Raw genomic sequence first — 10,899 nt, forward strand, 5'->3', positions numbered from 1 at the left:
AAGGAATCTGTTGTTGAAAACGAACTACGTATTAATTGATCTTGAAAACGTGCAACCAAAGAACCTGCATATTCTTAAGGGGCATGACTTTAAGGTTGTGGTTTTTGTCGGTTCCAAACAGGCTAAAATCTCCTTTGATCTGGCAGTTGCAATGCAGGGCCTTGGTAGTCATGCAGAGTATATTAAAATTGATGGTGAAGGCCCAAACGCTCTCGATTTTCATATTGCATTCTACATTGGTCGAATATCGGCAACAGACGATAATTGTTATTTCCATATTATTTCTAAAGATGCCGGATTTGATCCTCTAATCAGACATTTAAAAACTAAGAAAATTTACGCCCAACGAGAAAAAGACGTATCAGACATACCGCTACTTAAAATTTCGAACTCGAAATCAACTAGTGAACGTCTTGATGCTATTGTGGATTTTCTAAAGTCACGTGGCAACGCTAAACCTAGAACAGTAACAACCCTATCAAATTCAATAAACTCACTATTCATGAAAAAACTTGAAGAGGAGGAGCTGTCGAGTTTGGTCGAAGAACTATCAAAAAGAAAGGTTGTAGTGAGAAATGGTAGCAAAGTTACTTATCACATTCCGGCGTAGCCCTAAAAATCGCAGGCACAGATTTTTTTTTACGGCTGCGCCTCCATTTCAAAGCAGCGCGTGCTGCAGGCATTGTATTTTAGGATGAGTAATGGATTACTGCAAAGGCTGTTGTGAAAAATATGACTATACTGATCGAGAAAACCTCGTTTCGTTTGGCTTATTTAGCAATACTACTAAGTGTCCAAGTTGCGGGCACTATCATAGAACTGACTACATTTCTTCCTTTGTAGTACTTGTGTCGTTCGGTTTAATTCTCTATGCGTTTTATCTTCTAATAAAATTAGGGCCCAATGATTTATTTAAAAATGTAACAGAATTGTCAATATTAGCGGCGGGGACAATTGGTGTATTCTTGGGGTTCAAATTAACACGATTGGTCAGTGCCAATGAAACATAACAATACGCTCAAGCACTGCTGCAGCCGCAAAAATACGCGGTTTTCACTTGATTTTCCGGCGCTTCGTTTCTCCAAAACTGTCGGTTAGCTCTGCGTTATGTGTATTTAAAATTTCGATGAATAATGTTGAAGGAGTAATAAAACATGATAGCTAAAGGAAAATGTTTGTGTGGCTCGGTTGAGTTGGAGGTTGAGTTAGCAAGCCCTGAGGCAGAAATAGCTGCATGCCATTGTAGTATGTGTCGGAATTGGCTAGGTGGGCCAATGTTGGCAATTGATAGCGGTATACTTAAAGCCGTAAATGGTGAGTCATCTATTACTCGTTATCAGTCTTCAGAGTGGGCAGAGCGTGGGTTTTGTAACAAATGTGGTACAAGCCTTTTTTATTATTTAAAGCCAGCTGATCAATACCATTTTCCAGTTGGGTTGTTAGATGGCGGTTTACAGATTAAGTTTAGTCATCAAATTTTCATTGATGAAAAGCCTGAATATTATAGCTTTTCTAACGAAACACATAATATGACAGGTGCCGAAGTTTTCGCACATTTTGAAAGTGAGCAATAGGGTGTTGTTTCCCGCTTAATATAAGCGACCGGATCGGACTGGTCGGTAGATAGTGGTCCGCGCTGTATAAAAATAACAATAGCGTGAATAAAAAAACGGCTGCCCTAGTGGCAGCCGCTTCAATCGAAAATGCCAAGGCATTATGGGCCGTGGCATTCATATCAACAAATGCATTCCGCTAGGGCATTATCGCCGGCAATTGCTTTTGTAGGGCCATTTTTTGCTTGGTGCCTTCGCCCGTTAGGGCAAAACCCAGTAGCTCGCCGTTGCTGCCGACAAAGCGCGCAACAACATTTAGGCCGTCCTGCTCGATTTCCCAGTTACCTTCTACATCCCGCGGCGCAGGGCTGACTGTCACCGGGCACGCTGGGGTTTTAATGGTTACTGGCATGGCGGGGTAGCTGACTTCGGTGGCGTCGCCGGTGAGGGTTTTGGCCAAGGCCTTGGCCTGCGCCATGAGCGGTGCAACGTAAACGAGTACGTGACCAGCCACTTCGGCGCAATCGCCCATGGCGTAGACATTCGCAACGCTGGTCTCTAACAGGCGATTCGTTACGATGCCGCGGTTTACGGTGATGCCAGCTTCTTGCGCTAGTTTGATTTGCGGACGAACGCCGACGGCCGATAAGACCAAGTCGCAGTTAATGGTGTCGCCGTTATTGAGGCTAACCGCGAGTTGATCGCCAGCTTTGTTAACTTCAGTTACTAGTGGACCGAAATGGAATTTTGCGCCTTTGGCTTCTAACCCGGCTTGCACTGCTTTGCCCGCTGCTTCAGGTAGCAGGGTAGGGATGCAGTACGACAAAGGATCAACGGTTTCAATTTCAATGCCACCGTTGAGCAGGTCATTGGTAAATTCACAACCGATAAGACCGCCGCCGATGATGCAGACCTTCTTCACATTGTTTTTAGCGACGGCGGTGCGGAAGTCGTCGTAATCCAGTAGATCATTTACTGAGTAAACGTATTCTAGGGCATCACCTTTAATCGGCGGCCGAATGACATCGGCACCGAGGGCCAGTACCAGCTTTTTGTAGTGAACCTGGGTTGCTTTGTCGCCAATGGTTATTGTTTGGGCAGTGGTATTGATTGCGGTGACCTTGGTCAGCGTCCATACACTGGCGTTGAGGTCTTCGCCCATGCTGCCAGCATCTTTCTGGGCGAGGGCGTCGGCGTCCATATTCTTGGTAAAGCCAGTGGACAACATAGGCTTTGAATAAGCGCGGCCGTCGTCGGCGGTGATCATAATAATCGGGCTGTCTTTGTCGTATTTACGAATTTCGCGCGCCAAGCCATAGCCCGCTAAGCCAGTACCAATGATGACTATCGCGGCTTCGGCGCTGGCCGAGGCGGGTTCTTCGTGGTGAGGGAGGGCGCTTTCTTCCGACTTTTCAATCATTTCAAAGTCTTCTTTGCCTACGCCGCAATCAGGGCATAGCCAGTCGTCGGGAATGTCTTCCCAGCGGGTGCCGGCGGCGATTCCAGAATCCGGGTCACCCACGGCCTCGTCGTAGACCCAACCGCAAACTATACATTCCCATTTACTCATTCGCTTACATCCTCAAAATACAGTGCTTCTATTTGGCGAAGCATAAATTAAAAGCCCCGCGATATCATGGTCCATTCGGCCGATATTGGAACTTGCAAGTCGCAGGTGAATCACGCATTCTGCCGCCACGCTGGTTGAAATGCTGCGTTTGCTGCGGCGTAATCCATTTATTTTGTCGATCACAATCCTGGAAGGCCGCTATTGTACGCTTTTCAAGCAACTCGGTTCCACACCGCGGAGCCACACTGGCAAAGCTGTAAAAAGCTGGCCGCGACACGCCTGCCAGCAACAGATGCGCGCTGGCTATTGGATACAGGCTCATTAACTGCGCACCTGCGGCGGGTTTCTGACGGGCAGTTCCACGTTGAGGTCTTGTCACAGCGCTGGCAGTTACCGCGATTATCAGAGCGGCGCTTATTGGGCATGGGGGATCGCGACTGGGGGCTGGTTCGCGAAGTCTTGCTTTGCTGCCGCAATGAACCCTGGGTCTTTGCCCGCAGCGTGATGCCCGCGACCTCTCTTGTTGGACGACTTGCGCGACTGCGCCACCTCGATAATCGGCCCTTGGGCCATTTGCTGTTCACGGATCCAATGATGTCGCGGGACCCCTATGAGATTTGCCAATTGCCTAGCGCTGATTTGTCGCTAGGTATAAGCCCTGATACAGACAAATTGCTGTGGGGACGTCGGTCACGGTTTTTGCTGAGTCAACGACCTATTATGGTGAGCGAGATTTTTCTGCCAGCGTTTTGCCCTTGGTAGTGCATACGGTCAGGGGCATTTGAGCTGGTATACTCAAGCGAAAGTACGAGCGAGTAGATAATGCAGCAGCTATTTGATCACCTTAAAAAACAATACCCTCACTATCTCGCATTGATGCGGGTGGATCGTCCCATTGGTACCTATCTCGTACTATGGCCAACCCTTTGGGCGCTGTGGTTGGCGGCGGAGGGGGTGCCGAGTTGGCATCTCCTGCTGATTTTTATTCTTGGTACTTTTCTGATGCGCTCGGCGGGCTGTGTGATTAATGATTACGCCGACCGCAAAATTGACGCCCACGTCAGTCGCACCAAGCTTCGGCCCTTTGCTCAGGGCTTAGTTGGTGAAAAAGAGGCGCTCATTCTTTTTGCCAGCTTGTGTTTAGTGGCCTTTGCCTTGGTACTGTTCACTAATCAATTGACGGTGCTACTGTCTTTTGTGGCAGTGCTGCTAGCGGCTTGCTATCCCTTTATGAAGCGCTACACCCACTTACCCCAGTTGGCCTTGGGTGCGGCGTTTGCATGGGGTATTCCCATGGCGTTTGCCGCGCAGACCGATTCACTGCCCCCAGCGCTGTGGCTAATTTATATCGCGGTGTTGATCTGGACCGTGTGCTACGACACTTTTTACGCCATGGTTGACCGTGAAGACGATCTAAAAATTGGCGTTAAATCCACGGCGATCTTATTTGGCGATGACGACCTGACGATTACCACTATGCTTCAGGTTTGCGTAATTATTGTTATGTTGATGGTCGGTGTGCGCTTTGGCATGAGCTTTATTTACTACGCTAGCCTTATTGCCGCCAGTGGTTTGTTTGTCTATCAGCAACGCCTTATCCGCTATCGCGTGCCCGAGGATTGCTTTAAAGCTTTTTTGAATAATAACTGGGTGGGCGCCGTTATTTTTGCAGGTATTGTTCTGCACTTTATGTTGGCGGCTTGAGACCCTCTTGATGGTGGAATTGGAGTTTATTAGCGCCATCGCTGAGCTGGGCTTGGAGCAGTGGAATTGCGTTGCGGGGGTGGATTATCCTTTTACGCGCTATGAATTTTTACATGCGCTGGAGGCCAGCGGCGCGGTAACCGCCGAGAAAGGTTGGCAAGCTCACCATGTCGTGGCGCGTCGTGAGGGTCGCGTTATCGGCGTAATGCCGATGTATATCAAAACCCACAGCTACGGCGAGTATGTTTTTGATTGGTCTTGGGCTGATGCTTATCAGCGTCATGGGCGATCTTATTACCCCAAGTTATTAGCGGCGATTCCCTTCACGCCGGCTACTGGGCCGCGACTGTGTGTGGCCGATGAGGCCGAGCGCGAAGGCGTTATGCAGGCCTTAGCGCGGGCATTGCCGGAACATGCCGTGGATCTTGGTATGTCCTCAGTACATATCTTGTTTTCGAAAGCCGACAAGGCTGCCGCATGGCAGGATCACGGCTTTATGCAGCGCGTTGGTCCCCAATATCACTGGTTTGATCGCGATTACGGTGATTTCGAGGGTTTTTTAGCCAGTTTTAGTTCCCGCAAACGCAAGAGCTTGCGCAAAGAGCGACGGGTGGTGGCGGAGCAGGGCTTAGACTTAAGGGTGTTAGTGGGTAGTGAAATCAGTGCGGCGCAGTGGCGCTTCTTTTTCCACTGCTACCAACTTACTTACGCCAAGCGCAGTGGTCACGGCGGTTATTTACCTGAAGCCTTTTTTACTCAATTAGCGGCCACGATGCCGGAGCACCTTGTCATGGTGGTGGCTAGCCATCAGGGCGAGCCAGTGGCGGTGGCGCTAAATTTCCGTGATCAGCACACCTTGTACGGGCGCTATTGGGGTTGTGTGCGGGAGTACGAGTTCCTGCACTTTGAAGCCTGCTACTACCAAGGTATTGAATATTGCTTGCGCGAAGGGTTGCGGCATTTTGATCCCGGAGCCCAGGGCGAACACAAAATACAGCGGGGCTTTACGCCGATAGTGACTTATTCAAATCACTGGTTGGCCGACAAGGCGTTTTCAGAGGCGGTGGCGCGTTTTCTTGATGAGGAAAAACTGCATATCGCCCAATATATACGTGAAGCCAGTGCGATGCTGCCCTTTAAACGGGGAGACGATTGACGCCTCCCTTATGTGTCAGCTATTGCTGAGCGTTTTTTAATACCCGTTCAACATAGAGTAAACACAATATCGGTAATATGTAGCTGGTGCCGATTTGGGTGAGCAACACAATCTCGCCGATTGACCACTGCGCGTCAGTGCTGGATAAGTAAATTAAAATAGGCATGGCAACAAAAATTAAGGTGGGGAGGTAGCGCCATAAATAATACGCCATACTGAATGCGGCCTCGCTGTCGGCACGACGGTAGCAGTAGAAGGTAACCAGCACGACTAAAAAGCCAATAATGAGCACATAGTTATTGCCGAGCAGATCGCCCAGTAAATTGAGAATCGCGCCAAACACCATGCTTAGTAGGCTAATGTTCACCAGTCCTCGCAAATTGCGCAGCTTTTGCCGTTCCATATTTTGTCCTGTTATTTGTCGTCGTTGTTATACAGTGTAGCTTAGGCTTGGTACTGAAAAGAGAGCGCGATCTCCGCGCTTGCCCCGTTTATTAAGCGTTAATGTCTTTGACCAATAAGCCGTATTTTAGTGCCGACTCTGGCAGCGGCTGATCCAGCGGGATTTGCACGCGGTGGCCAGATCCCGGCGCGGCATCGATGGCCTTACCATGTTTATCGCTGAGGGTTTTTAATTGGAAACGAGTATTGCCGCCGGGCAGCATCAGTTCCAAGGTATCGCCAGTGACAAAGCGGTTTTTAACATCCACGGTGATAACTGAATCTTTGGCGTCGACCACTTCACCGACAAACTGCTGTTGCTGGGCATTGTTTAAACCCATCTCGTAGTTTTGATATTCCTTTGGCGGGTGACGGCGGTAAAAGCCTTCGGTGTAGCCGCGGTTGGCGAGGGTGTCGAGTTCGTCCATTAAGTGCATATCAAAGGGCTTGCCGTGGGCCGCGTCATCAATTGCGCGACGGTAGACTTGGGCGGTGCGGGCAACGTAGTAGTGGGATTTAGTGCGACCTTCAATTTTTAAGGAGTGCACACCCATCGCGGCCAGGCGCTCAACGTGCTGTACCGCGCGTAAATCTTTGGAGTTCATTATGTAGGTGCCGTGCTCATCTTCGTAGGCGGGCATAAACTCACCGGGCCGCTGGGCCTGCTGTAATAAGACCGGCTCGGTGATGATGGCGGGCTGTGGCTCGGGGACATAGGTTTGTACCGGCGCGGGTTTATTCACCGCGACGATATCGCCGGTTTCGTCTTCCTTGGCCTCGTGGGCCTGATACTTCCAGCGGCAGGCATTGGTGCAGGCGCCTTGGTTGGGGTCGCGGTGATTCATATAGCCCGAGAGTAGGCAGCGGCCTGAATAGGCTATACACAGCGCGCCGTGGACAAAGACTTCTATTTCCATTTCGGGCACACGCTGGCGAATCTCCTCTATTTCGTCCAGTGCTAATTCCCGAGAAAGTATCACCCGCTGAATGCCGTTTTGGTGCCAGAATTTAACCGCTGCCCAGTTGACCGCATTGGCCTGTACTGAAAGGTGGATAACTTGCTCCGGCCATTTCTCCCGCACCAACATCATTAGGCCGGGGTCGGCCATAATCAGGGCGTCCGGGCCCATTTCAATCACGGGCTCTAAATCCCGCAAATAGCTGCGAATTTTGTCGTTGTGTGGGGAGATATTGGATGCCAGATAGAACTTTTTGCCCTGGCCATGGGCTTCTTCCATTCCTGAGCGCAGGGTGTCTAGGTCCTTAAACTCATTGTTGCGCACCCGCAGGCTGTAGCGGGGTTGTCCGGCGTAGACCGCGTCGGCGCCATAGGCGAAGGCGTAGCGCATATTGCGCAGGCTGCCGGCGGGGGACAGGAGTTCAGGGATCATGGTTTTTACTGCCTTGGCGTAGAAAATGAAATCAGAGGGCGTATGGTATCGCAAAGCGCCTAATTCTGCGCTATTGGTCAAAGGGCTGGCGAGGGATACACTCAATACTAGGCAGTATTGCAGTCAGTCGTGGTGGGGTATGAGTTTGCGAGAGAGACGCAGTTGGCGTGGCCTTGCCTTATTAATAGGCTTATATCTGTTCCTTGGCGGCGGCGCTCAAGCAGACGACGGCTATTACGCAAAATTTGGCTACGGTTGGTCGTGGCCGTCTGGTGACGCGGTGTTCAGTACCGATTCTACGGCGGATTCGTCATCCATATTATTTCCACAAGCCAACACGAGCAATATTCAGCAGCGTGCTTACAGCGATGGCCGTGCTTATAAGTTTGGCGCTGGGCGGGCCTTTGCCAGGCACTGGCGCGTTGAGGGCAGCTTTTCTTATGAGGACGTGCAATTCAAACCTGGTACTGCGACTACTGCGGCGTCGAGCGCGGAAAAGATTGCGCGACGCGGTGTGGGTATTTCGGTCTGGCGGGATTTTGCACTACTGACACCAAGAATTCGGCCTTATCTCGGCGTGGGGCTTGCTGGCTTACAGACCAGTTTATCTGGCGAAACGGCGCGGCAGTGGGCGGTGCACACGGGCGCGGGCCTGGCATTGACGGTGGCCCCGCAGTGGGTAGTCGATGTTTCTTATCAGTACCTGCGTGGCCCAGATATTGAAATCAAAACGCCAAACTTTGATTTCAATAGCCCATCGCGGGCGCAGTATTGGCAGTTGGCCTTGCGCTATCACTTTGGCACGGCAAAAGCGCCTGCGATCGTAGACAGCGATGGTGATGGCGTTAGCGATATCGACGATCGCTGTCCACAGACGCGTCTGGGTGCGGTAGTTGATCTCTATGGCTGCGCCGACAGTGACGGCGATGGCATTATCGACCCGCTTGATCTGTGCCCGCTCACGCCTGCGGGAAATGAGGTTGATAGTAATGGCTGCATGGACAGCGATAACGATGGCGTCAAAAATAGTGCGGACCAATGCCCCAATAGTGCTCCCGGCGAGCGGGTGCAGCGCAATGGCTGTGCGACTCGGCAGAGCGTTGCCTTGGAAAGTATTCGCTTTGCCGTTGGCGATACTGGCTTAAGCGCTGAGGCATACGCTCGGCTAGAGGCCGTAACGGCTGTTATGGCGGCCTCACCGCAATACCGATTAGCCGTTCAAGGACACAGTGATAACAGTGGCAGCGAGGAGGCTAATTACCGTTTGTCTCGGGTCAGAGCGCGGGCAGTAGCTGGCGCGCTAATTGATCTGGGCGTGGCTGCTGAGCGTATTGATATTCAGGCATTTGGCGCCAGTATGCCGATTGCAGACAATAGCACCAGTGAGGGACGTGCCCGCAATCGCCGGGTTTCCTTAAAGGTAATTCGCCTTAAAATGTGAATTATAGCCGGACTTTAAATGCCAACGCTTTACGACGGTGCTCTGCCGGTTTAGCATGCGCGTCTGCGTATTCGTTAATTGTGCACGCATTTTTAATGATAATTCGCACTACTATGGATAGTATTGCGCAAGTGAGAATGACCCCCTCGCCAAAACCCCTCGGGTATTGGCGAGAGGTATAACTTTAACGATCAGGGGATGTTTATGAGCAAGCAATTGAAATCTGCTCTGGCTGCCGGTGTGATTTTAGCATCGGCAACTGGCGCGGCAATGGCAGAAGATCAAGAATCTGGCTTCTACGTTGGCGGTAACGCCTTCTACAATCAAGTTTTTGATGCCGATGGTACTGCGGCAACCACAACTCCAGGTGGCTTTGCGGCTATTCCTGGTATTGGCGGTTTATTAGGTGGTGCTTTAGGTGGCTCAACTAGCGCTACTGCTGATATTGAAACCAGCTACGACAATGACACCGCCTACGGTGTGAGCATTGGTTATAAGTTTGCTAGCCCAATTCGTATTGAATTTGAATACCGCCAGGGCGAGAACGACATTGATAAAATCACTTCTGGTGGTGTATCAACGACAAGCGACGGCAGTTTAGAAGTTACCTCGATGATGGGTAACCTTTGGTATGACTTCGCCGCTGGCGAGCGTCTGCGTCCCTACATCGGTTTTGGTTTGGGTGTTGCTAACCTCGACATGGGCGATGCCGATGACGACGTAAGCATTGGTCAACTGGGTGCCGGTATCACTTACTTCCTGACGCCACGTTTGGCTCTTGATGCTGGCTACCGCTACAGCGTTGCAGAAGATGCAACCTTCAAATCGTCAACCATTGAGCAAGAAACCGAATACAGCGCCCAGAGCGTTCAACTTGGTTTGCGCTTTAACTTCTTCGAAGCTCAATACGGCGTAAAAGACAGTGATGGCGACGGCGTTCACGATGAAATTGATGAGTGCCCAGGCACCCCGCGCGGCGTTCAAGTAGACAGCGTTGGCTGCCCACTCGACGGCGATAACGACGGTGTTGCGGATTACCTTGATCAGTGCCCGAACACACCAGCTGGCGCCAAAGTAAATGCTAGCGGTTGCCCCTTAGACGGCGATAATGATGGTGTTGCCGACGAAGACGATGCATGTCCAGATACTCCAGCTGGTCAAGCGGTTATGTCTAATGGCTGTGCCAAAGATCAGGCAGTGATACTGCGCGGCGTAAACTTTGAGCTGAACAGTGCCCAGCTGACCATGAATGCTGAAACCATTCTAAATGGTGTTGCTGAAACCTTGGTAAGTTCACCTGGTTTTGACGTTGAGCTACAAGGCCATACTGATAGCACTGGCAGCGACAGCTACAATATGAACCTGTCGCAAAACCGCGCTAAGTCAGTTAAGAGCTACTTGGTTGGCAGCGGCGTTGAAGCGAATCGTTTGACTGCGCGCGGTTACGGCGAAGAGCAGCCTATTGCAAGCAACGACACTAAAGACGGCCGCGCTCAGAACCGTCGTGTTGAGCTCAAGGTTATTGGCGACAACAGTGATGTATCTGTTGAGCCTATGATGTATGACGAGCCTGCAGTCGAAGAGCCTATGATGGACGAGCCCATGGTTGACGAAGAGCCAATGATGGATGAGCCTATGATGGA

At 50.8% G+C, this 10,899-nt stretch carries 10 protein-coding genes; 7 read left to right on the top strand and 3 right to left on the bottom strand.

Features of this window, described 5'->3' with window-relative positions:
- Both ABYT30_RS10050 and ABYT30_RS10055 read left to right on the top strand, forming a co-directional pair.
- The coding region (locus tag ABYT30_RS10050) for a PIN domain-containing protein (protein WP_373096293.1) at window positions 1-610 on the top strand (610 nt) is incomplete at its 5' end.
- A 544-nt stretch (window positions 611-1,154) separates the two neighbouring features.
- Window positions 1,155-1,574 (top strand): GFA family protein, encoded by a 420-nt coding sequence (locus ABYT30_RS10055; RefSeq protein ID WP_373078759.1) that lies wholly within the window; start codon window positions 1,155-1,157, stop codon window positions 1,572-1,574.
- A gap of 178 nt (window positions 1,575-1,752) precedes the next feature.
- On the opposite strand, the gene ABYT30_RS10060 is transcribed toward ABYT30_RS10055, so the two are convergent.
- Window positions 1,753-3,123 (bottom strand): FAD-dependent oxidoreductase, encoded by a 1,371-nt coding sequence (locus tag ABYT30_RS10060; protein WP_373096295.1) that lies wholly within the window; start codon window positions 3,121-3,123, stop codon window positions 1,753-1,755.
- A gap of 201 nt (window positions 3,124-3,324) precedes the next feature.
- On the opposite strand from ABYT30_RS10060, the gene ABYT30_RS10065 reads away from it, so the two are divergent.
- The 3 genes from ABYT30_RS10065 to ABYT30_RS10075 are packed head-to-tail and all read left to right on the top strand — an operon-like array spanning window position 3,325 to window position 5,983.
- On the top strand, window positions 3,325-3,885 hold the full coding sequence (locus tag ABYT30_RS10065; RefSeq protein ID WP_373078755.1) for a chorismate lyase: 561 nt from the start codon (window positions 3,325-3,327) through the stop codon (window positions 3,883-3,885).
- Window positions 3,886-3,945: 60 nt separating this feature from the next.
- Window positions 3,946-4,827, top strand: coding sequence for a 4-hydroxybenzoate octaprenyltransferase (gene ubiA / locus ABYT30_RS10070; protein WP_373078753.1), 882 nt, complete (start codon window positions 3,946-3,948; stop codon window positions 4,825-4,827).
- Window positions 4,828-4,837: 10 nt separating this feature from the next.
- Complete coding sequence (locus tag ABYT30_RS10075; protein ID WP_373096300.1) at window positions 4,838-5,983, top strand: GNAT family N-acetyltransferase; 1,146 nt, start codon at window positions 4,838-4,840, stop codon at window positions 5,981-5,983.
- Window positions 5,984-6,002: 19 nt separating this feature from the next.
- Here the strand turns inward: ABYT30_RS10075 and ABYT30_RS10080 are convergent, their stop codons facing one another.
- Complete coding sequence (locus tag ABYT30_RS10080) at window positions 6,003-6,386, bottom strand: hypothetical protein (RefSeq protein ID WP_373078752.1); 384 nt, start codon at window positions 6,384-6,386, stop codon at window positions 6,003-6,005.
- A 91-nt stretch (window positions 6,387-6,477) separates the two neighbouring features.
- A complete protein-coding gene (gene yegQ, locus ABYT30_RS10085; protein WP_373078750.1) occupies window positions 6,478-7,815 on the bottom strand; it encodes a tRNA 5-hydroxyuridine modification protein YegQ in 1,338 nt (445 codons plus the stop codon).
- Between the two features lie 25 nt (window positions 7,816-7,840).
- Here yegQ and ABYT30_RS10090 point away from each other — a divergent pair, with 25 nt between their 5' ends.
- Window positions 7,841-9,256: an OmpA family protein gene (locus tag ABYT30_RS10090; protein ID WP_373096297.1), complete on the top strand. Its 1,416-nt coding sequence runs from the start codon at window positions 7,841-7,843 to the stop codon at window positions 9,254-9,256.
- 204 nt (window positions 9,257-9,460) lie between these two features.
- On the top strand, window positions 9,461-10,899 hold a 1,439-nt coding region (locus ABYT30_RS10095; protein ID WP_373096299.1), incomplete at its 3' end, for an OmpA family protein.

The sequence above is a fragment of the Zhongshania sp. genome, assembly GCF_041623545.1.
In the GTDB taxonomy this organism is placed as follows: Bacteria; Pseudomonadota; Gammaproteobacteria; order Pseudomonadales; family Spongiibacteraceae; genus Spongiibacter.